At 63.7% G+C, this 22,106-nt stretch carries 20 protein-coding genes; 13 read left to right on the forward strand and 7 right to left on the reverse strand.

The genetic code is table 11. The annotated features are described in order from the left end of the window. The first annotated feature begins 36 nt into the window (after positions 1-36). Both V1289_RS12740 and V1289_RS12745 read left to right on the forward strand, forming a co-directional pair. Entirely contained in the window at positions 37-636 is a 600-nt protein-coding gene (locus tag V1289_RS12740; protein WP_334397280.1) for a L,D-transpeptidase, read from the forward strand. Positions 637-767: 131 nt separating this feature from the next. Beyond that, positions 768-1,547 carry a DUF2927 domain-containing protein gene (locus V1289_RS12745; protein ID WP_334407430.1) on the forward strand — a complete coding sequence of 260 codons (780 nt, stop codon included), beginning with the start codon at positions 768-770 and terminating at the stop codon, positions 1,545-1,547. 177 nt (positions 1,548-1,724) lie between these two features. Here the strand turns inward: V1289_RS12745 and V1289_RS12750 are convergent, their stop codons facing one another. After that, entirely contained in the window at positions 1,725-1,859 is a 135-nt protein-coding gene (locus V1289_RS12750) for a hypothetical protein (protein WP_334397281.1), read from the reverse strand. 129 nt (positions 1,860-1,988) lie between these two features. On the opposite strand from V1289_RS12750, the gene V1289_RS12755 reads away from it, so the two are divergent. Further along, positions 1,989-2,987 carry a LysR family transcriptional regulator gene (locus tag V1289_RS12755; RefSeq protein WP_334397282.1) on the forward strand — a complete coding sequence of 333 codons (999 nt, stop codon included), beginning with the start codon at positions 1,989-1,991 and terminating at the stop codon, positions 2,985-2,987. 24 nt (positions 2,988-3,011) lie between these two features. On the opposite strand, the gene V1289_RS12760 is transcribed toward V1289_RS12755, so the two are convergent. After that, positions 3,012-4,124, reverse strand: a complete 1,113-nt coding sequence (locus tag V1289_RS12760; protein WP_334407431.1) for a M48 family metallopeptidase — start codon at positions 4,122-4,124, stop codon at positions 3,012-3,014. 12 nt (positions 4,125-4,136) lie between these two features. Further along, positions 4,137-5,288, reverse strand: coding sequence for a DUF898 family protein (locus tag V1289_RS12765; RefSeq protein WP_334407433.1), 1,152 nt, complete (start codon positions 5,286-5,288; stop codon positions 4,137-4,139). 419 nt (positions 5,289-5,707) lie between these two features. Between V1289_RS12765 and V1289_RS12770 the strand changes: the two genes are divergently transcribed. Further along, positions 5,708-6,310 carry a hypothetical protein gene (locus V1289_RS12770; RefSeq protein ID WP_334397283.1) on the forward strand — a complete coding sequence of 201 codons (603 nt, stop codon included), beginning with the start codon at positions 5,708-5,710 and terminating at the stop codon, positions 6,308-6,310. A gap of 538 nt (positions 6,311-6,848) precedes the next feature. Here the strand turns inward: V1289_RS12770 and V1289_RS12775 are convergent. Further along, positions 6,849-8,021, reverse strand: coding sequence for an isovaleryl-CoA dehydrogenase (locus tag V1289_RS12775; RefSeq protein WP_334397284.1), 1,173 nt, complete (start codon positions 8,019-8,021; stop codon positions 6,849-6,851). Between the two features lie 230 nt (positions 8,022-8,251). On the opposite strand from V1289_RS12775, the gene V1289_RS12780 reads away from it, so the two are divergent. The 7 genes from V1289_RS12780 (at position 8,252) to mdlC (ending at position 15,944) form a co-directional block, all read left to right on the forward strand. Continuing rightward, positions 8,252-9,523, forward strand: a complete 1,272-nt coding sequence (locus tag V1289_RS12780; protein ID WP_334397285.1) for a cytochrome P450 — start codon at positions 8,252-8,254, stop codon at positions 9,521-9,523. Positions 9,524-9,557: 34 nt separating this feature from the next. Further along, the gene (locus V1289_RS12785) at positions 9,558-10,832 is read left to right on the forward strand and encodes a cytochrome P450 (protein ID WP_334397286.1); all 1,275 of its coding nucleotides are present in this window, start codon (positions 9,558-9,560) and stop codon (positions 10,830-10,832) included. 88 nt (positions 10,833-10,920) lie between these two features. Continuing rightward, positions 10,921-11,043, forward strand: coding sequence for a hypothetical protein (locus tag V1289_RS12790; RefSeq protein WP_334397287.1), 123 nt, complete (start codon positions 10,921-10,923; stop codon positions 11,041-11,043). Beyond that, positions 11,040-12,212 carry an acyl-CoA dehydrogenase family protein gene (locus V1289_RS12795; protein ID WP_334397288.1) on the forward strand — a complete coding sequence of 391 codons (1,173 nt, stop codon included), beginning with the start codon at positions 11,040-11,042 and terminating at the stop codon, positions 12,210-12,212. Before V1289_RS12790 ends, V1289_RS12795 begins: the two co-directional genes overlap by 4 nt. A gap of 8 nt (positions 12,213-12,220) precedes the next feature. Further along, positions 12,221-13,351, forward strand: a complete 1,131-nt coding sequence (locus tag V1289_RS12800) for a CaiB/BaiF CoA transferase family protein (RefSeq protein ID WP_334397289.1) — start codon at positions 12,221-12,223, stop codon at positions 13,349-13,351. Continuing rightward, positions 13,348-14,214, forward strand: a complete 867-nt coding sequence (locus V1289_RS12805) for an FAS1-like dehydratase domain-containing protein (protein WP_334397290.1) — start codon at positions 13,348-13,350, stop codon at positions 14,212-14,214. Before V1289_RS12800 ends, V1289_RS12805 begins: the two co-directional genes overlap by 4 nt. 104 nt (positions 14,215-14,318) lie before the next feature. Beyond that, positions 14,319-15,944: a benzoylformate decarboxylase gene (gene mdlC, locus V1289_RS12810; RefSeq protein WP_334397291.1), complete on the forward strand. Its 1,626-nt coding sequence runs from the start codon at positions 14,319-14,321 to the stop codon at positions 15,942-15,944. 168 nt (positions 15,945-16,112) lie between these two features. On the opposite strand, the gene V1289_RS12815 is transcribed toward mdlC, so the two are convergent. Together V1289_RS12815 and trhA are read right to left on the reverse strand one after the other, a co-directional pair. After that, positions 16,113-16,907, reverse strand: a complete 795-nt coding sequence (locus V1289_RS12815) for an SDR family oxidoreductase (protein WP_334397292.1) — start codon at positions 16,905-16,907, stop codon at positions 16,113-16,115. 28 nt (positions 16,908-16,935) lie between these two features. Further along, complete coding sequence (gene trhA, locus V1289_RS12820) at positions 16,936-17,631, reverse strand: PAQR family membrane homeostasis protein TrhA (protein ID WP_334397293.1); 696 nt, start codon at positions 17,629-17,631, stop codon at positions 16,936-16,938. Positions 17,632-17,812: 181 nt separating this feature from the next. Between trhA and V1289_RS12825 the strand changes: the two genes are divergently transcribed. Next, on the forward strand, positions 17,813-19,276 hold the full coding sequence (locus V1289_RS12825; protein WP_334397294.1) for a YcjX family protein: 1,464 nt from the start codon (positions 17,813-17,815) through the stop codon (positions 19,274-19,276). Then, the gene (locus V1289_RS12830; RefSeq protein ID WP_334397295.1) at positions 19,273-20,304 is read left to right on the forward strand and encodes a YcjF family protein; all 1,032 of its coding nucleotides are present in this window, start codon (positions 19,273-19,275) and stop codon (positions 20,302-20,304) included. Before V1289_RS12825 ends, V1289_RS12830 begins: the two co-directional genes overlap by 4 nt. A gap of 155 nt (positions 20,305-20,459) precedes the next feature. On the opposite strand, the gene V1289_RS12835 is transcribed toward V1289_RS12830, so the two are convergent. Further along, positions 20,460-22,070 carry a glycosyltransferase family 39 protein gene (locus V1289_RS12835; RefSeq protein ID WP_442896178.1) on the reverse strand — a complete coding sequence of 537 codons (1,611 nt, stop codon included), beginning with the start codon at positions 22,068-22,070 and terminating at the stop codon, positions 20,460-20,462. Positions 22,071-22,106 lie beyond the last annotated feature (36 nt).

Consider the following 22,106-nt stretch of genomic DNA (forward strand, 5'->3'; position numbering starts at 1 on the left):
ACTCATCGCGTATTTGATTTTTTCGCGAGGAAGAAAATGACCCGCTTCGTTGCTTTGCTGTTTGCCGCACTGACGCTGCTGGCCGGCGCCGGCCACGCACAGGCGCAAAACTTCGGAGGTTCTGGCTTCTTCGGCACCGACTCGCGCGACATCATGGGCGGCGGTCCGAACTTCTTTGGCGGCGGCGGCGCGAGCCCGATCCCGCGCACCACCGTCAGCTTTGCGAGCAATTATGCGCCCGGCACCATCGTCATCAACACCGCCGAACGCCGGCTCTATCTGGTGCTCGGAAACGGCCAAGCCCTGCGCTACGGCATCGGCGTCGGCCGCGACGGTTTTCGCTGGAGCGGAACCCACCGCATCACGGCGAAAAAGGAATGGCCGAGTTGGACACCGCCGGTGCAGATGCTGGCGCGGCGTCCCGATCTGCCGCGCCATATGGCCGGCGGCATCGACAATCCGCTCGGCGCCCGCGCGATCTATCTGGGCTCGACGCTGTATCGCATCCACGGCTCGAACGAGCCCGAGACGATCGGACAGGCGGTATCATCGGGCTGCTTCCGCATGACCAATGACGACGTCACCGACCTCTATGGCCGCGTCTCCATCGGCACTACGGTGGTCGTGAAGAATTAGGGCCGCGTGCCGGTCAGGGAACCCGGCATCTTTCCGGCGGTTGGGCGCGCCCGAAACAATCCTTGCGCGATTCTGCCGATTGCTGCAGCGTCATTTCAATGAGCGCCAATGGCCGGTCCCTATTTCCGCGAATGCTCGCAGCCGCCTTGGTTGCCGCCGTACTCGGCGGGGCTGTCGCGCCGCCCGCCGCCGGCGCCGAAATTCCCGCCATAGCGCAACGCCAGCGCGCCGAGAAGAAGAGCTTCACCGACAGTGAGATCGTCGACGGCTTTCTGAAGACCGCGTTCGGCGCCGAATATCATCTCGCCGGCAAGGTCGACCGCATCCGCAAATACGACACGCCGGTGCGGGTGTTCGCCGACGGCACCCGCGCGGACCGCAAGGCCCAGCTTACGAAAGTCGTGGCCGACATCGCAGCGCGGGTGCAGCATCTCGACATCGCCATGGCCAACAACGGCGACGATGCCAATGTGCTGGTGAAGCTGGTGCGCGACCGCGACCTCTATCGCACCATCACCACGTTCTACGGCAGCGAACGGGCGAAGGAGATCCGCTCGTCGCTGGATCCACAGTGCCTGTCAGGCTTCCGCAAGAACGAACAGTTCGAGATCGAACATTCCGACGTGATCCTCACCGTCGATAATGGCGACTTCGTCTTCCTCGATTGCGCCTATGAGGAATTGCTGCAGTCGCTGGGGCCGATCAACGATACCTCCAGCGTGCCCTGGACCATGTTCAACGACAACGTCTCGATGGGTTTTTTCGACGTCTACGACCAGTACATCCTCAATGTGCTCTACGATCCCCGGATCAAGGCCGGCATGACGGTCGAGGAGGTCAAGGCGGTGCTGCCGGACGTGCTCGCGGACGTGCGCGCCTGGGTGCGCAAGGTCAATAATCTCGCGGAGTGAACAGTCCTTGCGCGGGCTGATGCTGATGGCCGTATCTCCAATTCGTCATGCGCGGGCTTGACCCGCGCATCCATCCAAAAAGATTTCTCGCTCAAGAATGATGGATTGCCGGGCATAGGCGAGCGGAAGCGACGCCGTCCTTCGGACGGCTATGCCCGGCAATGACGATGGATCAAATCAATCCTGCGGCGGCTCGGCGTGCGGGCTCTCGGGCGACGGCGGCGGCATGCCGTTCTCCGGCCGACGCGCTGCCGCCAGCCGGTCCATGATCACGGCCAGCGCCTGCTCGAGCTCCGGATCGTCGATCTTCAACAGCGCTTTCACGAAACGGAGTGGCGGGTTCCGCACACGACAACGCAGAGTTTCGTCGTCCAAAAGTTGTGACTTACAAGGGTGATTCATGTCTAATGAGTTCTTGGAAATGCTATATAAGATTTTCAAATGAACGACCTCCCGCGTACCCAAGCCCTGCGCTGCTTCATCACCGTGGCCCGCGAAGGCACCGTCTCGCGGGCAGCCTCGTTTCTCAACCTGACCCAGCCCGCCGTCAGCCTGCAGCTGAAGGGGCTCGAGGAGAGCACCGGCCTGCAGCTGTTCAACCGCACCCCGGGTGGTTTCACCCTCACCGAAGCCGGGGCCGCCCTGCTTCCGCTGGCGCACAAGGCGGTATCGGCGACCTCGGATTTCTGCACGATGGCGGATTCGCTGAAGGAGTCCCAGCGCGGTACGCTTCGGGTCGGCACCATCCTGGATCCCGAGTTCACCCGGCTCGGGCCGTTCGTGCGAAGCTTGGCCAAATCGCAGCGGACCGAGGTCTTCCTGCGCTACGGCATGAGCGACGACGTGCTGACCCAGATCGGCAAGGGCGAACTCGACGTCGGGTATTACGTCGATGCGACGCCCGCCGAACAGCTTTCGCTGCCGGCCTTTTCCGAGCGCAAGATCGAAGGCGGCAAATTCCAGCTCATTCCGCTGCTGAGCTATGACTACCGCGTCATCGCCCCCATCGAATGGAGCGACCAGGTGACGGGAAAGGATTGGGCGGACCTTGCCGGCCTGCCGTGGCTGGCAACACCGCCCGCTTCGGCGCACCGGCGGCTGCTCGACGATATCTTCCGGCCGCTGGGCCCCTTGCCGAAGCGCGTCGCCTATACCGATCAGGAAGAAGCCATGATCGATTTCGTCGAATCCGGCGTCTGCCTCTGTCTCGCCCGCGACGTCGTGCTCGAACAACGCCTGCCGCGCAAGCAGAACTACGTGATCGCCGACAAGGTCACGCTGACCTGCGACCTCAGCCTGGCCTGCCTGACTTCGCGACGGCATGAGCCGGCGATTTCACACGCCTTCTCGATCATGCTGGCGGTCTGGGACGCCAAGCCGGCCAGTGCGGCTTCGGCACCAATCTCCGCGGCGAGATCGCGAAAAACCGCCGGACGGTAAGGAATATCCGGCCGGACCGGTCGATCACAATTTCGGATCAGGACCGCAGATCGATTTCAGCGATTTCCACTCTTCCGGTGTCAGCAGCGGCGGCCCTGAGGCTGGTCGGTCTTCCCGGCTCATCTGCGCCAGACGATCCTCGGTCAGGGGATGGCTGGAGATGATGGACAAGCCCTCGCCTTCCTTTCCGGTGACGCGAAACAGCAACTCCCCCATCGGTTTCGTCGGCCGGCCGAGCCTGTGCATGATGTCGATGGCGAAATCATCGGCATTCTGTTCGGCTTCGCGCGAATGGGACGCCGTCACCAGCGTGCGGGACGCGAAGATCAGCGCGCCGGAACCGGTGATATCGCCGAACAACAGTCCGATCAGAAACGACGTGCCGCCGTCGTGAATGAGACCCCGCATGTTGTCGCGATGCTTGAGATGACCGAGTTCGTGGGCAAGGACGCCTGCGATCTCGTCGGCATTCTCCGCCTTTGCCAGCAATCCGTTGAACAGATAGACCTTGCCGCCGGGCAGCGCGAAGGCGTTGGGAACCGGCGTCGCCAGCACGGCGGATTGCACCGACGGATCGAGCCCGGCGGGTTCGCGAAGCGCTGTGACCAGCTTGGCAAAGGCCTGCTGCCCGGCCGCATTGTCGCAAACCTTGCCGCCGAAGAGCGCCTTGACCTGCCCATCCGCGACGTCGCCGAGCCGCCGTTCGAAGACATCCGGCACCAGCGGCGTCAGGCGATCGGCGGCGAGCGGGACCCCGAACAGCACGACGGCAATGATCGAGGCGGTGGCCGCGAGCGACCAGCCGACGATGGCCGCAACGCCGCGGCCGGGAACGTTCTCGTCCATTCTGTTGCAGCGGGCGACTAGCTCGGCCGCGACCGTGGCGTCGCGAACCTCAAGCCGCGCCAGCGCGGGCGCCGTCACGCAGCTCAGGCGCAGCGTACCGGGCGGACTGTCGGCGCGGCGGATATCGGCATAGGCCCACACGCCAAGCGTCCGTTCGCCCTCGCTGATTTCAAGCCGGTCCGCGAAACGGAGCGTGACCGCGCGCCGCTGGCTCGACGTCCCGTCGAAAAAAATGGCCGAGCCGCCCGAAGGCGGCGACGGAACGCTGGTTGCGCCACGCTCGGTGGGCATATCGGTCATGGGCTAGAAGCCGGCGACATCGAGCCCGTCGGCAAAACCTTCGCCGAGCGCATTGGCCAGTTCGCCTCGGGCGGAGACGTTCGCCGCCGCCCCAATGTCAAGGACGATCGTCGATCCCACAATTCTGACCCAGAGATCGCGCATCAGATAGACCCGCATCACCACGTTGATCGCCAGCACAACCATCAGATAGCCCAGACCTGCCAGCACCAGCAACGGAATGCTCTTGAGGAACTCCTGCGATTTGAAGAACTGTTCGAACGGCGTTCCGCTCATGCTTGCGACCAGCGCCGAGCATATCACCAGATAGGCGGCGAATACCGCCGCAAGGAAGGCGATCCAGCCGATCACCTTCCAGTACAGACCGATCAGCGCGCTTTTTCGCAACGTCGATTCCAGCCGCACGCCGCCGAACCGGATGCCCGACAGCCACCAGCGCCATTCCACCGCCCTGAACGCGCCATAGACGAAGGGCGCCATCGGCCACACCAAATAGGCGATCGGCGCCAGCAGCCACAGCCACCAGCCGCGCTTGAAGAACTCCCAGCCGCGCCCCTCAAAACTTCCCTGCAGGTCGCCATAGAATGAATGGCGCATCTTGTAGCGCTCGAGCGCGGCGTTGCGCCACGGCAAAGCCAGTCCGAGCGTCACCATCACCAGCAGACCCCACAGCGTCGCCCGCGCGGCGTACGCCCAGCCCGAACCGCTCATCCAGAACCGCACCCCGCGCCACACCGTCCGCGTCAGGCGATAGCGCCGCGCCCGGTAGATCGCAAACTGCCCGAACACATAGAAGAATACGAACAGCGGAAAGCTGGCGAACGCCTTGAATCGCTCGGCTTCGAGACCGGCGAGGAAGTAGGCGAGATACACCGGTACCAGGATCGCCATCGCAACCAGGAAGCCGATCAGCAACTCCTTGCCGCGGCCGGTATATTCCGCCGCGTCGCCGTCGATCTCCGTATGCGACCACAGATGACGGCGAATATCGGTCGCGAGCCAGAACCGGTAAAAGCCGAGGGTGACGAGTTCCAGCCCGGCGCCGCGCTGCACCAGGCGAAAGAAATCCGCACGATCGCCGGCAAACGCCACCGGCATCGGCGGCGGACCAGGTACGGGAGGCGGCGACGGCGGTCCCGACGGGGTCCAACTCATCTGGTTCACGGATCAACTCCAGGGCAGCGGCAATTCAGGATTAGACCACAGATTTGTCGCCGGGAATGTGATCCGGTTCGATTTCACCGCGTTTTCGGGGAAATAGCGTGAAGAAACACCTCAGATAAAGCCGTCAGAGCGTCTGCCGGTTCAGTGACTTCATCCTTCGAGACGCATCGCTGACGCGATGGCGATGTACCCGAAAAGAACGGGAATGCCATCCCAAAAGCCGCCTTCTGGGGTACGATCCCCGGTTGTGGGAGGGGTGGCTGCATGCGCAAGGCAATCAAATTCGGGTGGTCCTGCATTAAGTTTGCGTGGGGTGGCTCTCTCACGCTCGCTAATGCGGTGGCTGGCTTTCTTGGCGGGACGCTCACAGCCTGCTGCTTCTCTATTTTCCCCCGCTGCGAAATTTTGCGATGAGCGCCGCACCTGCACTGATGTGGGGGACGGCTTTGCTCACGCTGCTGGCTGAAGCGGCGTCGGTAATCTTAGCCTTCATCCTTATTTTTCTCTTTCGCCTGATCTGGGCGCCTGCCCGTCTCTATTGGGTGCAGAGGGAGCGAGCGGACAACCTGGATGCAGAATTGCGGATTGCGAAAAAACAACCAGATGCCGATACGAAGTGGACGATCACCGACCTTTTTCAGCATATTGATCCCGATTTTCTAGAAGATAACCGTTGGGAGAAGGTTGGCGATGAATTGAGGGACGCTCTTTCGACGGGGCGTTTGTGCATGTGGGGGCGACTCAAAGAAACCGATTCCGGTCCCTGGGTGGGGCCGCGCGCCGCACTGACACCGATTGAAAAGAGGTATTGGTACAAAGCGTATTTCACGTATTTCTTTTTCCATGAGCAACGGTTGATGGCGTGCATTGCTTCGCCGACCGTAAGACAGGAAGGCCGGCGTACACAGATTTGCAGGTCAACCGCAGCGATGCGCTCGCGGTGTGGCCGGGAGAGCCTGACGATATCGCCGATGGTTATCCAAATGTTCGCGTGGCGGATTCCCCGGCCGTAATCGACCTACTTGGCGGAACAGATCGAGCCAAATTCATCGCACTATTAGCGGCAGAAAAAATAACGACATGGGCTAGGCGCGGTACGGGTGTGGCAAACGATCTTCTCAAACGAAACGGAGAAGTTTGGAATAGCCATTCCTTCCGATTCGATCCGAAGCGTGAGGGTACAGGCACAATCAATCAGACGTTCTTGAGCGCCCACAGTCCACTTGGCGGCGGCTACTACGACGTTTGCTTCAACTACGTCCAGCTAAGGCGCGTTTGGCCGTTGCTCTCGATCACCCGAACCAAATGCGACATATGTTAACCTATCGGCAGCCCTCAATCGCCGTTCCGAAAATGTCCTCGTTGAAGCGATTATTGTAGCGGAACGCCATGCCGGGTAGCTTCTGTCAAGTTCGGGTACATCGCCCGGATGAGGTCTTAGACCCTCAGGATGAGGTCTTAGACCCTCATGGTGAGGAGCACGGCGCCGCCGTGCGTCTCGAACCATGAGGCCCCGATTGCGCGGCCATGGTCGTCTGAACCGGAAAAGCTCTACGCCGATTTGTCGAACAGCTCCCGGCCGATCAGCATGCGCCGGATCTCGCTGGTGCCGGCGCCGATCTCGTAGAGCTTGGCGTCGCGCAGCAGGCGGCCGGTCGGATAGTCGTTGATGTAGCCGTTGCCGCCGAGCAGCTGGATCGCGTCGAGTGCGCATTGGGTGGCCTTTTCCGCGGCGTAGAGAATGGCGCCGGCAGCGTCCTCGCGCGTGGTCTCGCCGCGGTCGCAGGCTTTTGCCACGGCATAGACGTAGGCCCGCGACGCATTCATCGTGGTGTACATGTCGGCGATCTTGCCCTGCACCAGCTGGAAGGTCCCGATCGGCTCACCGAACTGCTTGCGCTCGTGCACGTAAGGCAGCACCACATCCATGCACGCCTGCATGATGCCGAGCGGGCCCGCGGCCAGCACCGCGCGCTCGTAATCGAGGCCGGACATCAGCACGTTGACGCCGCGGCCGACTTCGCTGAGCACATTTTCTTCCGGCACTTCGCAATCCTCGAACACCAGTTCGCAGGTGTCGGAGCCGCGCATGCCGAGCTTGTCGAGCTTCTGCGCGGTGGAAAATCCCTTCATGCCTTTTTCGATGATGAAGGCGGTCATGCCGCGCGGACCGGCGTTAAGGTCGGTCTTGGCATAGACCACCAGCGTGTCGGCGACCGGCCCGTTGGTGATCCACATCTTGCTGCCGTTGAGCACGAAGCGGTCGCCCTTCTTGTCGGCGCGGGTCTTCATCGACACCACGTCGGAGCCGGCGTTCGGTTCCGACATCGCCAGCGAGCCGACGTGCTCGCCCGAGATCAGTTTCGGCAAATATTTCCGCTTCTGCGCGTCGCTGCCGTTGCGGCGGATCTGGTTGACGCAGAGGTTGGAATGCGCGCCGTAGGACAGGCCGACCGCGGCCGACGCCCGCGACATCTCCTCGACCGCGATGCAATGCTCGAGATAGCCGAGGCCCGAGCCGCCATATTCCTCCTCGACGGTAATCCCGTGCAGGCCGAGCGCGCCGATCTTGGGCCAGAGATCCCGCGGGAACTGATTGCTCCGGTCGATTTCGGCGGCGCGCGGCGCGATCTCGTTCGAGGAGAAGGCATGGACTGTCTCGCGAATCGCATCCGCGGTCTCGCCGAGATCGAAATTGAATATCCGGTACGCGTTGGGGATCATGGTCGGGCGGCCTCCGGCAAATTAAACGTTGTTTCAATCAGCCTTAGTCCCTGCCAATGCCCTTGTCACGGGTCGAAACAGGCCGGAATCGCCCCCTCGCCGGACCCCGTCGTCGATGCGGCCAAATGCGCGCAACTCGCCCTTGCGCTGACGCCCGGCTCGGGATGTAATTGGGTAAAACATCGCCCCTTCGGCCATGCTCCGGTGGGATACCAGTCAGGGAGACACCCATGCACGGGACCATCGATCTCGCTAAAGACGCCCAGCAGGAAGCCGCGCGCGAGCGCGCTTATGCCATGCCGCTGGCCGACTTCGATCCGGGCGATCCCGAACTGTTCAAGACCGATTCCTTCTGGCCGTATTTCGACCGGCTGCGCAAGGAAGAGCCGGTGCATTACTGCAAGGACAGCATGTTCGGTCCCTATTGGTCGGTGACCAAGTACAACGACATCATGGACATCGAGACCAACCATTCGGTGTTCTCGTCGGCGGCGTCGCTCGGCGGCATTACCATCCGTGACGCGCCCGCCGATTTGCGGCGCGAAAGCTTCATCGCCATGGACCAGCCGCGGCACGGGGCGCAGCGCAAAACCGTAGCCCCGATGTTCACGCCGACCCATCTCGACCAGCTCGCCATCAATATCCGCAAGCGCTCCACCGAGTGCCTCGACAATTTGCCCAGAAACGAGGTGTTCGACTGGGTCGATCGGGTCTCGATCGAACTGACCACGCAGATGCTGGCCGTGCTGTTCGACTTCCCCTGGGAGGACCGCCGCAAGCTGACGCGCTGGTCCGACATCGCAACGACGTTGCCCGGAGTAGGCGGGCTGGTCGCAACAGAGGACCAACGTCAGGCTGAGCTGCTGGAATGCGCGAGCTATTTCGCAAAGCTCTGGAAGGAGCGGATCAATCAGCCGCCGAAGAGCGATCTGTTGTCGATGATGGCGCACAGCGACGCCACGCGTGACATGGACCCAAGGAACTTCCTCGGCAATTTGATCCTGCTGATCGTCGGCGGCAACGACACCACCCGCAACACGCTGTCGGGCAGCATCTATGCCTTAAGCAAGCATCCCGACCAGTACAGGAAGCTGCGCGAAAACCCCGCATTGATCGACAGTTTCGTGCCGGAAGTGATCCGCTGGCAGACGCCGTTGGCGCATATGCGCCGGACCGCGCTCGAGGACATCGAATTCCGCGGCAAGAAATTCAGGAAGGGCGACAAGGTCGTGATGTGGTACGTCTCGGGCAACCGCGACGAGGAGGCCATCGACCGCCCCTACGAGTTCATCATCGACCGCGCGCGGCCGCGCACCCACATCTCCTTCGGCTTCGGCATCCATCGCTGCGTTGGGCTGCGCCTGGCGGAGCTGCAGTTGAAGATCATCTGGGAAGAGATCCTCAAGCGCTTCGACACGATTGAGGTGGTGGACGAGCCCAAGCGGGTGTATTCCAGCTTTGTCAAAGGCTACGAGACGTTGCCGGTCCGCATCGCCGGATAATCAACTCTTTCACGCGCGCTCAAGGATCGATCCGATGAACGTCCAGACCGCCATCCGGGCCGATAAGGCCGAACTTTTGCGCCTCGCGCGCGAAGAGGCTTATGCCACGCCGCTGAAGGATTTTCACCCCGGCGCGCCAAAGCTGTTCCAGGACGATACGCTGTGGCCCTGGTTCGAACGGCTGCGCAAGGAAGAGCCGGTGCATTACTGCACCAACGCGCCGATCGAGCCCTATTGGTCGGTCACCAAATATGACGACATCATGCATGTCGATACCAACCACGGCATCTTCTCCTCCGACGTCTCACTCGGCGGTATCTCGATCCGCGACGTGGCGGTGGGCTACGACTGGCCGAGTTTCATCGCGATGGACCAGCCGCGGCACTCGGCCCAGCGCAAGACCGTGTCGCCGATGTTCACGCCGACGCATCTGGACGAACTCGCAAAACTGATCCGTGAACGCTCGATCAAGGTGCTCGACAATCTGCCGCGCAACGAGACCTTCAATTTCGTCGACCGCGTCTCGATTGAGCTGACCACGCAGATGCTGGCGACGCTGTTCGACTTCCCTTGGGAAGAGCGGCGCAAGCTGACACGCTGGTCCGACGTCTCGACCGCACTGCCCAAGAGCGGCATCGTGGAATCGGCGGAGCAGCGCCGCGCCGAAATGGACGAATGCGCGGCCTATTTCGGCAAACTCTGGAACGAGCGCGTCAATGCCCCGCCGCGCAATGACTTGCTGTCGATGATGGCGCACAGCGACGCCACGCGTCACATGGATTCCGACAATCTGATGGGTAACCTCATCCTCTTGATCGTCGGCGGCAACGACACCACCCGCAACACCATGAGTGGCTCGGTGCTGGCGTTGAACGAGCATCCCGACCAGTATCAGAAGCTGCGCGACAATCCCGCGCTGATCGATTCCATGGTGCCGGAGGTGATCCGCTGGCAGACCCCGCTGGCGCACATGCGCCGCACCGCGTTGGTCGATACCGAAATCGGTGGCAAGAAGATCAGGAAGGGCGAGCGCGTCGTGATGTGGTACGTCTCGGGCAACCGCGACGAAGAGGGCATCGAGAAGCCCGACGAATTCATCATCGACCGCGCCCGGCCCCGCACCCATCTGTCGTTCGGCTTCGGCATTCACCGCTGCGTCGGCATGCGGCTCGCCGAGCTGCAGCTCAAGATCGTGTGGCAGGAGATGCTGAAACGCTTCGACCGCATCGAGGTGGTCGGCGAGCCGAAGCGGGTCTATTCCAGTTTTGTGCGCGGCATCGAGTCGTTGCCGGTCCGTATTCCGGCATAGCCCTTTCCTGGGCGCCGCCCGCCATCCGCCGGGCCTCGCCGTATCGACCACGGCGAAGGGTTTTGCCGGCGCGGGCGGCTTCGCCGAAGTGAAAACCGGCTATGCCGAACTTGCACTGGCGCAGCGCGGCGATCTGGTGCAGTTCTTCGGCCTCCGCGCATTTGGCACGACCAATATGCGTGCCCTCGATCCTCCAACTGAGTTCCGATGACCGCCACAGAACACCAGCACGACGAATATGCCGACATCCGCAATGCGGTTGCCAAACTCTGCGCCCAGTTCCCCGGTGAATACTGGCGCAAGCTCGATCGCGAGATGAAATATCCCAGCGAGTTCGTCGATGCGCTGACGCAGGCGGGCTACCTCTCGGTGCTGATCCCCGAGGAATATGACGGCGCCGGACTGAAGCTGTCGGCGGCGGCCGCAATCCTCGAGGAGATCCAGCGCGCCGGATGCAATGGCGGCGGCTGCCATGCGCAGATGTACACCATGGGCACGCTGCTGCGGCACGGCAGCGACGAGCAAAAGGCAAAATGGCTGCCGAAGATCGCCAGCGGCGAATTGCGGCTGCAGGCCTTTGGCGTCACCGAGCCGACCAGCGGCACCGATACTTCGTCGCTGAAGACGTTTGCGAAACGCGATGGCAACAACGGCTATGTCGTCAACGGCCAGAAGATCTGGACCAGCCGCGCCGAATATTCCGACCTGATGATCCTGCTGGCGCGGACCACGCCGAAGGAACAGGCCAAGAAGCGCACCGACGGCCTGTCGGTGTTCATCGTCGACATGCGCGAAGCCAAGGGCCACGGCCTGGAGATACGCCCGATCCGCACCATGATGAACCACGCCACGACAGAAGTGTTCTTCACGGACATGCGGGTCCCGGCGGAAAACCTGATCGGCGAGGAAGGCAAGGGCTTTCGCTACATCCTGTCCGGCATGAATGCCGAGCGCATCCTGATATCGGCCGAATGCATCGGCGACGCCAAATGGTTCATCGCCAAGGCCACCGCCTATGCCAACGAGCGCAAGGTGTTCGGCCGTCCGATCGGCCAGAACCAGGGCGTTCAGTTCCCGATCGCAAAAGCCTACGCGGCGATGCGCGCCGCCGAGCTGATGGTCAAGGAAGCCACCCGAAAATACGAGGCCGGGCTCGATTGCGGCGCCGAGGCCAATATGGCCAAGATGCTGGCGGCCGACGCGTCCTGGGACGCCGCCAATGCCTGCGTGCAGACCCATGGCGGCTTCGGCTTTGCGGAGGAATACGACGTCGAGCGCAAGTTCCGCGAAACGCGGCTCTACCAGGTTGCGCCGATCTCGACCAATCTCATCCTGTCGTTCGTCGCCGAGCATGTGCTCGGCATGCCCCGCTCCTACTGAGAACGCCGATGCTGCCGCTTGAAGGATTGATCGTCGTCGCCGTCGAACAGGCGGTCGCCGCACCATTCTGCAGCTCGCGGCTGGCCGATGCCGGCGCCCATGTCATCAAGGTGGAGCGGCCGGAGGGCGACTTTGCCCGCGGCTACGACGCCGCGGCCAAGGGACAGAGCAGCTACTTTGTCTGGCTCAACCGCGGCAAGGATTCCGTGGTCGTCGATCTCGCCACCAAGGAAGGGCGCGCGGCGCTGGAACAGCTGATCGCGGGCGCGGATGTGCTGCTGCAAAATCTAAAGCCGGGATCGATGGACAAGCTCGGCTTCTCGCTTGAGCGCCTGCGCAAGGATTATCCGGCGCTGATCTGCTGCACCATCTCGGGCTATGGCGACGACGGCCCCTACGCCGACCGCAAGGCCTATGATCTGCTGATCCAGGCCGAGAGCGGGCTGGCCTCGATCACCGGCGGCCCGGAGGGACCTTCGCGCGTGGGCATTTCCGTGGTCGATATCGCCACCGGCGCCACTGCGCATGCGTCGATCCTCGAGGCGCTGATCGCACGCGGACGCACCGGCGTGGGCGCCGACATCAGGATCTCGATGTTCGACGTGATGGCCGACTGGATGGCGGTGCCGCTGATCAATTCGGAAGCCGGCAATCCGCCGAAGCGGATGGCGCTGGCGCATCCCTCGATCGCGCCCTACGGCGTGTTCAGCTCGAAGGATGGCAAGGGCATCCTGATCTCGATCCAGAGCGAGCGCGAATGGAAGAAGCTCTGTGCCGAGGTGCTTGATCAGCCCGACCTGCCCAGCGATCCCCGCTTCGCCAACATGGTCGAGCGCGTGCGCAACCGCGTGGCTACGGACAAGACCGTCGGCGACAGCTTTGCGACCATGACGCGCGACGTGCTTTTGAAGAAGCTCGCCGACGCCGATATCGCGTTCGCCGAAGTCAACACCATGGCCGATCTCGCCGTGCATCCGCATCTGCGCCGGATCGAGGTCGATACGCCGAACGGCAAGGTAACCTATGCCGCGCCGGCCGCGATCTTCGTCGGCCAACCCCGCCACTACGGCGCGGTGCCCGGCATCGGCCAGCACAGCGAACTGCCGAAAACCCCTCGTGTCCGGGCGAAATCATCATGACCGAAGCCGTCGCCGAAAAACTCGATCTCGACCATTTGCGGCAATGGATCGGCCGCAGCACCGAGGCATCCGACATCGTCACCGCGCAACTGGTGAAGGGTTTGCGCGCGACGCTGTTCCAGGAGATCGGCGAACCCAAAGCGAACGACGCAGCCCCCTTCACCACGCATTGGTGCCTGGCGCAGCCGGTGTTTGCGATGTCGCAGCTGAGCCAGGACGGCCACCCGACCCGCGGCGGTTTCCTGCCGCCGGTGCCGCTGCCGCGCCGGATGTGGGCCGGCGGCGAACTTGAATTCCTCGACGCGCTGCGCGTCGGCGATGAGGCGAAACGCACTTCCCGCATTTCCGACGTGACGATGAAGACCGGCTCTACCGGCGTGTTGTGCTTCGTCTCGGTCGAGCACACGATCACGACGCCGCGCGGCACCGCGATCCGCGAGCGGCAGGATATCGTCTATCGCGACATGTCGGGCGCGGCGCCCGCTGCGTCGGCCAAGCCTGCGCCGCCGCCCCCCGTCGCAAAGCACCGCGAAAGCCACATGGCCGATCCCGTGCTGCTGTTTCGCTATTCGGCCCTGACCTTCAACGGCCACCGTATCCATTACGACCGCGATTACGTCACCAAGGTCGAGGGTTATCCGGGCCTCGTGTTCCACGGCCCACTGCAGGCGGCTTTCATCGTCGAATTGGCCGCCAAGCTGCATGGCGGCACCGCGCCCAAGAAATTCAGCTATCGCGGCGTGCAGCCGCTGTTCGAAGGCAGCGAGTTTTCGGTCAATGCCAACGACACCGCCGCCGGCATGGAATTGTGGACCGCGAATTCACAGGGCCAGCCGACGATGAAGGGTACGGCGACGTGGTGAGACCGTCATTGCGAGCGAAGCGAAGCAATCCATTCTTCCTTTGCTTCGGCATGGATTGCTTCGTCGCTTCGCTCCTCGCAATGACGAACTGAGGTCATACGGCATTGTCCCGCAAACCAGCCAAAACCACGAACACCTCGACCACCGTCAAGGACGCCACCTTCGGCCTGTTGCGCGCGTTCGGCATCAAGAAAGTCTTCGGCAATCCCGGCTCGACCGAATTGCCGTTCCTCAGCGACTGGCCCGACGACATCGATTACGTGCTGGGCTTGCAGGAAGCCTCCGTCGTCGGCATGGCCGACGGCTATGCGCAGGCGAGCCGCAACGCCGGCTTCGTCAATCTCCATTCGGCGGCCGGCGTCGGCAATGCGATGGGTAATATCTTCAACGCCTACCGTAACCAGACGCCGCTCGTCATCACCGCGGGCCAGCAGGCGCGCTCGATCATGCCGTTGTATCCGTTTCTCTATGCCGAGCGCGCGACGGAATTCCCGCGGCCTTACGTCAAATTCAGCGTCGAGCCGGCGCGGCCTGAAGATGTGCCGGCGGCGATCGCGCGCGCCTATTATGTCGCGATGCAGCCGCCCTGCGGGCCGACCTTCGTCTCGGTGCCGATCGACGACTGGGCGCGGGCGACGCAACCGGTCGAGGCCCGCAAGGTCAGCCGCGAACTCGGGCCCGATGCCGGCGCGATGAAGGCGCTGGCCGCAGCCCTTTCGGAAGCCAAGCGCCCTGCTCTCGTGGTCGGCCCCGGCGTCGATCGCGCCGAAGCGGTGGATCTCATGGTGAAGGTCGCAGAGACAGCAAAAGCCGCGGTCTGGGGCAGCCCGTTCTCGGCGCGCTGCTCGTTCCCGGAACGGCATCCGCAATTCGCGGGTTTTTTGCACGCTTCACCTGGCCAGCTCTCGGACGCGCTGCGCGATCATGATCTGGTGGTCGTGATCGGCGCACCGGTCTTCACTTTCCACGTCGAAGGCCACGCCTCGATCTTCGACGGCGCCACCACGATTTTCCAGATCACCGACGATCCGACCGCGGCCGCCGTCACGCCGTCGGGCACCAGCATCATCGCGACCATGAAGCCGGCGCTGGCGATGCTGCTGGAAATGCTGCCCGAGACCAAACGCGCGATTCCCGCAGGCCGCACATTGCCACCGGCGCCGGCTGCAGCCGATCCGATCCCGGTCGAGTTTCTGTTGCATTCGCTCTCCGCCGCCATGGGGCCGCAGGACGTGCTGGTGGAAGAAGCCCCGTCGCATCGCCCGGCGATGCAAAAGTTCATGCCGATGCGCGGGCAGGACAGTTTTTACACCATGGCCAGCGGCGGCCTCGGCTACAGCCTGCCGGCCGCGGTCGGCATGGCGCTGGGCCGTCCCGGCAGCCGGACCGTCTGCCTGATCGGCGACGGCTCGGCGATGTATTCGATCCAGGCGCTGTGGACCGCAGCGCAACGCAAGCTGCCGCTGACGGTGGTGGTGCTCAACAATTCCGGCTACGGCGCGATGCGCTCGTTCAGCCAGGTGATGCAGGTGCGCAACGTGCCCGGCCTCGAACTGCCCGACATCGATTTCGTCAAGCTCGCCGAAGGCATGGGCTGCGACGCCGTTCGCGTCAGCAAATCATCCGACCTCGCCGCCGCGCTCAAGCGCGGACTCGGGCGTCACGGCACCAGCCTGATCGAGGTGACGGTGGATTCCGCGGTGCCGCTGCTCTACGCGCAGAAGGGCTGAGGATCAGGCCCCTCCACGTCATTGCGAGCGCAGCGAAGCAATCCACTCTTTCTTTGCTTGGTGAGATGGATTGCTTCGCGGAGCCTGTCATCGGGCGGCGCTTCGCGCCGATCCGTTGGCCCGCAATGACGGATGAGGACGCATCGCCCTCCCCACCATGAGGGTCCTTCACTTCCCGTAGGCTTCCCGCATCCTGGCCTGGATCTTGGCCATGCCTGATATCCAGCGGTCGTAGTTCTCGGTCTTCTTGCGCATGTAGCCGAGCACCTGCGGGTGCGGCAGGATCACGAAGGTCTCCTGCTCGAGCCCCGCCAATGCATCCTGCGCCACCTGCTCCGGCGTCAGATCGCCGTCGCCGGATTGCGGGCCCTTCGGGATCGACCGCAGCATGTTGGTATCGACGCCCTGCGGGCACAGGATCGAAACCTTGATGCCGTCGGCCTTGTGCGAGATCGCGAGATTTTCCGCAAAGCCCACCGCGGCGTGCTTGGTGGCGGAATAGGCCGGGCTGCCGACCTGCGACAGCAAGCCCGCCGCCGAAATCGTGTTGAGGAAATAGCCGCCGCCGCGCGCCTTCATGCGCGGGATCAGGTGCCGCGCGGCATAGACATGCGCCATGACGTGAACGGCCCAGCTTCGCGACCAGGGTTCGTCGGAGGTGCCGCCGGCATTGACCGACAGCGGATCGAAGCCGCCGCCGATGCCGGCGTTGGAGCAGAACAGCGCAATCGGGCCGAATTGATGCTCGGTCTCCTCGATGACGTGGAGGATGTCCTTTTCCTTGCCGACATCGCATTTGAAGGCCGCCCCGCCGATCGGCGTGGCGACGGCGCGTGCGCTGTCGGGATCGATATCGGCGACCACCACCCTGGCCGCGCCCGCGCGATGAAACGCCTCGCACAGCGCCTTTCCGATGCCGTTGCCGCCACCGGTCACAACCACGACTTTGCCAGCCACCTGCATGGTCGTTCTCCCCTTTATGTTTTTGTTTTCAGGTCAGAACCAGATCGAGGATCGCCGTGTAGTGGCAGGCCGCGCCCATCAGCACAAAGCAATGCCAGATCGCGTTCTGGAAACGCAGCCGCTGCCAGGCGTGGAAGATCACCCCGAGGCTGTACAGCACACCGCCCGCGACGATGAGGCCCAGCGCCATGGCCGGCAGCGCCTTCACCACTTTGTCATACAGCATCATGCCGCTCCAGCCCATCGCCAGATAAAGCCCGACCGCGAGGCGGTCGTAACGCCCGGGCAACGCCAGCTTGAGCGCGACACCGACGATTGCGACGCACCACACCCCGATCAGGAGCGCGATGGCGAAATAGCTGCCCTTCAGTTCCATGATGAACGGCGTATAGGTCGCCGCGATCAGCACATAGATCGCCGAATGGTCGAAGCGGCGCAGCACCCATTTGGCGCGCGACACCGGCCAGAGATTATAGGTCGCCGACATCACCAGCATCGCCAGCAGGCCCGCGACATAGACCGACACTGCGGCGACGTCGAGCGCGGTGGCGTAGACCACCGTCAGTACGATCAGGACGGTGGCGGCCACGACGCCAAAACAGACGCCGACGACATGCACGACCCCGTCGGCGATCAGCTCGGCCCGGTCGTAGTTCCAATGCATGGCCCCGGCCGCGGCCTGGATCGAAGTCGAGGCGAGTTGCTTCAGTCTAAAGACAGTCATGTCGGCCTGGCCACTTTCGTCAGCGATAAAACATAGGTCTCAGGAGGTCAACGAACCGTTCAAACCCTTGACCTGTCATCGCGTCCGAAATGTGAAGCTTGATTTTGGCCCGCCAATCGCCACTTTCCGGGTGATATCCCGCCAATTTGCCCGTTTTTATCTCGCGAGCGCCGCCCCCCGCATGGCCCCCCGTTTTCAAGATATCGTCGAGGAAGCGCGCCTGTCGGCGCGCGCCCTGCTGGATTACGGCGACAGTCTGTTCAATCCGACGGTGCGGCTCGGCGTCACCGGGCTGTCGCGCGCCGGCAAGACCGTGTTCATCACGGCGCTGATCCATGGCCTGACCCGCGGCGGCCGTTTTCCGGTGTTCGAGCCATACGCGACCGGGCGGATCGCCCGCGCCCGGCTGGAGCCGCAGCCCGACGACGCGGTGCCGCGCTTCGACTATGAGAACCACGTCCGCACCCTGATCCAGGAGCGGTGCTGGCCGAACTCGACCGTCGACATCTCCGAGTTGCGGCTGGTGATCGACTACCAGCGGCAAAATGGCGCCGACCGCACGCTGACCCTCGATATCGTCGACTATCCCGGCGAATGGCTGCTCGATCTTCCCCTGCTCAACAAGAGCTATGAACAATGGTCCGCCGAGAGCCTTGCGCTGTCGCGCGAGGGGCCGCGCGCAAAACTGGCGGCGCCGTGGCATGACCATCTGAAGACGCTGAGCGCCGAAGGTCGCGAGGACGAACAGGCGACGCGCGCGGCCGCAAAACTGTTCACGGATTACTTACGCGCCTGCCGCGACGAGCGCTTTGCGATGAGCCTGCTGCCGCCCGGCCGCTTCCTGATGCCGGGCAATCTGGCCAATACCCCGGCGCTGACCTTTGCGCCGCTCGACGTGTCTGCCGACGGCACCGCACCGGACGGTTCGCTGTGGGCGATGATGCGGCGGCGCTACGAGGCCTACAAGGACGTCGTGGTTCGTCCGTTCTTTCGCGATCATTTCGCGCGGCTCGATCGCCAGATCGTGCTGGTCGATGCGCTCGCCGCCTTCAACGCCGGGCCCGAAGCGCTGCACGATCTGGAGGCGGCGCTCACCGGCATCCTCGATTGCTTCCGGATCGGCCGCAGCACCTTGTTGAGCAACCTATTCCGGCCGCGGATCGACCGCATCTTGTTCGCGGCCACCAAGGCCGACCATCTGCATCATTCGAGCCACGACCGCCTCGAAGCGGTGCTGCGGCGCGCGGTCGCCAAGGCCGCCGATCGCGCCGAACATACGGGAGCCGCGATCGACGTCGTGGCGCTGGCCGCCGTGCGTGCCACCCGCGAGGCGACGGTCGCACGCGGCCGGGACAAACTGCCCTCGATCCTCGGGATGCCCGCGCCCGGCGAAATCGCCAATGGCGAGACGTTCGACGGCAACACGGAGGTCGCGACCTTTCCGGGCGACCTGCCCAGCGACCCCGAAGCGCTGTTCAAGGGCGAGTTTCGCGGCCTCTCCAGCACGCCCTCCGAAAAGGCCGATTTCCGCTTCCTGCGGTTCCGGCCGCCACAGCTCGAACGCGACGGCGAGGACGAGCCGGACTTGCCTCACATCCGCCTTGACCGCGCCCTCCAGTTCCTGATCGGAGACAGACTGCAATGAGCGAGAAAACGCCTCATCGGCGGCCGGCGACCTTCAAGCTCGACGATCCCGGCGTGATCGTGATGGATCCGGATGACAGCGCCCGCCCCGCCCGCGGCACGGTCCAGATCACCAGGGAACCCGACCCCGCGCTGCTGCCGGTGCCGATCGACGCGCCGCTGCTCCCGGCGCGCCGCGGCCTTCGCTGGGGGGCGGTGTTTTGGACGGCGGTCGGCGGGCTGGTGCTGCTCGGCACCGGGCTTGGCGTCGTCAATCTGATCGAGGATCTGTTTTCCCGAAGCGAAAGCCTGGGTTTCCTCGGGCTGGCGTTTGCGTCGGTCGCAGCCCTTGCGCTGACCGTCGTGATCGCGCGCGAGGCATTCGGGCTGGCGCGGCTGGCCACGATCGAAAAACTGCATCTGCGCGCCGCCGAGGTTCTGCTCAGCGACGACCGCAAGGCGAGCCGGACCATCGTCGACGATCTGCTCAAGCTGGCGCACCAGAACCCGCAACTGGCGCGCGCCCGCGCCGCGCTGCAAAACCATGCCGACGACATTATCGACGGCGCCGACATGATCAAGCTGGCCGAGCGCGAATTGATGTCGCCGCTCGATCAGGAAGCTCGGCGGTTGGTCTCGAACGCGGCGCAACGCGTCTCGATCGTGACCGCCGTCAGCCCCCGCGCGTTGATCGACGTGTTGTTTGTCTTCGTCGCCTCGTTGCGCATGATCCGGCAATTGGCGCGGCTCTATGGCGGAAGGCCGGGCACGCTCGGCATGATCCGCCTGATGCGCCACGTCATCGGCCATCTCGCCATCACCGGCGGCATGGCGGCGAGCGACAGCCTGATCCAGCAGATGCTCGGCCACGGCCTCGCCGCAAAACTCTCGCAGCGGCTCGGCGAGGGCATGCTGAACGGATTGCTGACGGCGCGGCTCGGCCTCGCCGCCATCGACGTCACCCGCCCGCTGCCGTTCACCGCCCTGCCGCGCCCGGCGCTCGCCGACCTCGCCAAGGATTTGCTGCGCAAGCGTGAGGAAGAGGCGTAGTCCGTGGCCTTATGGTTCGAGACGCACGGCGTTGCCGTGCTCCTCACCATGAGGGTCTAAGACCTCATCCTCAGGAGGCGCGAAGCGCCGTCTCGAAGGATGAAGCCACTCGCTACCCCGCCGCGACGATCTTTGTCCGCTGCCTTCGAACGAAATCACCGTGTCCTCGCCATGATCGCCGCAACCATCAGCGGCCGTGCATTTTCAGCCAGCACGCGCCAGCGGAACAGCGGTGACTCCGGCGGCGGTGAAAGCTCGGGCGTCCAGCCGGTCAGTTTCTCCAGCGCATAGGTATCCATCACGACGCCGCGCCAGCTTCGCTCGACCCGCTCCAGCGGCTGCCGCTTTGCGGTCGTGAGATCCCACAGCGGCAGCAAATTATCCGGCTCGCGCGCGACGTAGAGGCCGGTGTGGTCCTTCACCAGGTTCATGCCTGGATCGCGAAAGCCCTGAAACCGGCCGCGCTCGTTGATCTCGATGACCGGCACGCGGTCGCCAAAGTGCCAGCGCAACATCGCATAGGTGCGATAATCCGTCGTGGCGATCCAGGTCGCGCCGGTTCGCTTCAACTGATCCCGCGCGCGCGCCGCGACCTGCTCGTAACCCGCCTCGCCGCCGACCGGATCGGTCCGGCCGATCAGATTCCAGGGTGCGGCGACATAGTAGAAGAACACGCCGACGACGAAGGCGATGCCGGAGATCACGGCCACCCTCGCCCACCACAACGTCGACTGGATGATCCATTCCGACCAATTTTCGCGCGGCAGCACCGCCAGATTGATGGCGGCGGCGGCAAAGCCGGCGGGCCAGAGGAACATCGGCCAGGTGTCGCCGACCCGCAGCGTCAGCGATTTCCAGCAGAAATACAGGAAGGGGACCAGCACCGATGTCGACAGCAGGATCGCGACCGGCTCGCGCCTGCGATAACCGCGCCACGCCGTCAGCGTCACGCCCGACAATACCACCGGGAGCATCACGAACCCGACGAGGCCGAACTGCAGGCCGATAAATTCGCCCACCGTGCGCAACGACACATCATGGGTCGCCACCGCGCGCACGAACTGGAATCGGAACGACGCCCAGTCGTGCTGCTCATTCCAGATCAGCACCGGCGAAAATACGACGACTGCGATCAATGCCGCCACCCAGGGATAAGGGCTTAGCAGCCAGCGCCGGCGCCAGTCCGGCACCAGCGCGAATGCCAGCACCGCCGGCGCCAGCATCACCGCGGTGAATTTCGAGAGCAGCGCCAGCCCCGCGAACAGGCCGGCGGCGAGCCACCAGCGCGGATTGCCGCTCTCGGTGAGCCGGACCAGCGTCCACAGGATCGCGACCGCAAACGGGATCATCGCGGTGTCGGGCGACACCTTCGCCATCAACAGCCCGTAATACAGCGCCGCCTCCGGCATCAACACCGCGAACACCACCGCGCGAACATCGTGAGTGACGCGCCGGACGATATCGGCGAGCAGCAGCTGCGTGACCAGCATCGCCAATATGCCGGCAAACCGCACGCCGAGATTGGTATCGCCGAAGATCGCAGTGCCGAAGCGGATGAACCAGGCGATCATCGGTGGATGGTCGAGGAAGGACAGCGCGCTCTCCTTCGACCAGGTCCAGTAATAGGCCTCGTCGGTGCGCAGATCGAGCACATGGGCGTAGATCAGCCGCATCAATGTCAGCACCGCGATCAGCGACACCACGGCCAGCAGTTGCCGGAAAGCAGGGCTGTCCGGTTTCGCGCTTTTGTTATCGGGCGGAGCTATCGTCACGGCGCTTTCTCCTAGAACCCTAAGGGGGTG

Origin of the sequence: Bradyrhizobium sp. AZCC 2289 (assembly GCF_036924615.1) — a bacterium.
Lineage (GTDB): Bacteria > Pseudomonadota > Alphaproteobacteria > Rhizobiales > Xanthobacteraceae > Bradyrhizobium.

Coding starts and splice junctions, on each gene's coding strand:
- V1289_RS12815 (WP_334397292.1), bottom strand. CDS start 16,907: ATGCAGGTGGCTGGCAAAGTCGTGGTTGTGACCGGTGGCGGCAACGGC.
- V1289_RS12765 (WP_334407433.1), bottom strand. CDS start 5,288: ATGAGTTGGACCCCGTCGGGACCGCCGTCGCCGCCTCCCGTACCTGGT.
- V1289_RS12775 (WP_334397284.1), bottom strand. CDS start 8,021: ATGATCCCCAACGCGTACCGGATATTCAATTTCGATCTCGGCGAGACC.
- V1289_RS12755 (WP_334397282.1), top strand. CDS start 1,989: ATGAACGACCTCCCGCGTACCCAAGCCCTGCGCTGCTTCATCACCGTG.
- V1289_RS12830 (WP_334397295.1), top strand. CDS start 19,273: ATGAGCGAGAAAACGCCTCATCGGCGGCCGGCGACCTTCAAGCTCGAC.
- V1289_RS12785 (WP_334397286.1), top strand. CDS start 9,558: ATGAACGTCCAGACCGCCATCCGGGCCGATAAGGCCGAACTTTTGCGC.
- V1289_RS12740 (WP_334397280.1), top strand. CDS start 37: ATGACCCGCTTCGTTGCTTTGCTGTTTGCCGCACTGACGCTGCTGGCC.
- V1289_RS12780 (WP_334397285.1), top strand. CDS start 8,252: ATGCACGGGACCATCGATCTCGCTAAAGACGCCCAGCAGGAAGCCGCG.
- V1289_RS12760 (WP_334407431.1), bottom strand. CDS start 4,124: ATGCCCACCGAGCGTGGCGCAACCAGCGTTCCGTCGCCGCCTTCGGGC.
- V1289_RS12825 (WP_334397294.1), top strand. CDS start 17,813: ATGGCCCCCCGTTTTCAAGATATCGTCGAGGAAGCGCGCCTGTCGGCG.
- V1289_RS12795 (WP_334397288.1), top strand. CDS start 11,040: ATGACCGCCACAGAACACCAGCACGACGAATATGCCGACATCCGCAAT.
- V1289_RS12805 (WP_334397290.1), top strand. CDS start 13,348: ATGACCGAAGCCGTCGCCGAAAAACTCGATCTCGACCATTTGCGGCAA.
- V1289_RS12745 (WP_334407430.1), top strand. CDS start 768: ATGCTCGCAGCCGCCTTGGTTGCCGCCGTACTCGGCGGGGCTGTCGCG.
- trhA (WP_334397293.1), bottom strand. CDS start 17,631: ATGACTGTCTTTAGACTGAAGCAACTCGCCTCGACTTCGATCCAGGCC.
- V1289_RS12770 (WP_334397283.1), top strand. CDS start 5,708: ATGAGCGCCGCACCTGCACTGATGTGGGGGACGGCTTTGCTCACGCTG.
- V1289_RS12800 (WP_334397289.1), top strand. CDS start 12,221: ATGCTGCCGCTTGAAGGATTGATCGTCGTCGCCGTCGAACAGGCGGTC.